This window comes from Priestia sp. SIMBA_032 (assembly GCF_046535215.1).
In the GTDB taxonomy this organism is placed as follows: Bacteria; Bacillota; Bacilli; order Bacillales; family Bacillaceae_H; genus Priestia; species Priestia aryabhattai.
Window position 1 is genome coordinate 1 of the sequence record NZ_JAWRXD010001749.1, and the last position, 218, is coordinate 218.

General features: G+C 37.6%; 1 protein-coding gene. It reads right to left on the bottom strand.

Annotated features, from left to right (window positions below):
* A partial coding sequence (locus SB717_RS40200) for a helix-turn-helix domain-containing protein (protein WP_410908990.1) occupies positions 1-218 on the bottom strand: 218 nt, incomplete at both ends.

Below are 218 nucleotides of genomic sequence, written 5' to 3' on the forward strand. Positions count from 1 at the left end.
AAGGCTTCTTCACCGTGCGCTTCAAACTTCTTCACCCATTGATATACCTGTTGATAAGAAACCTCATAGCTTTCGGCCGCGAGCTGATAGTTTTTCCGATGTTGTAGACAGTAATTCACAATTTGAATGCGTTCTTCTAACGTTGTTTTTCTTCTATTTGTCATAGAGTTTGTCAGTCCTTTACCGGTATCTTTTAATTCTCTATGACTATTATACTT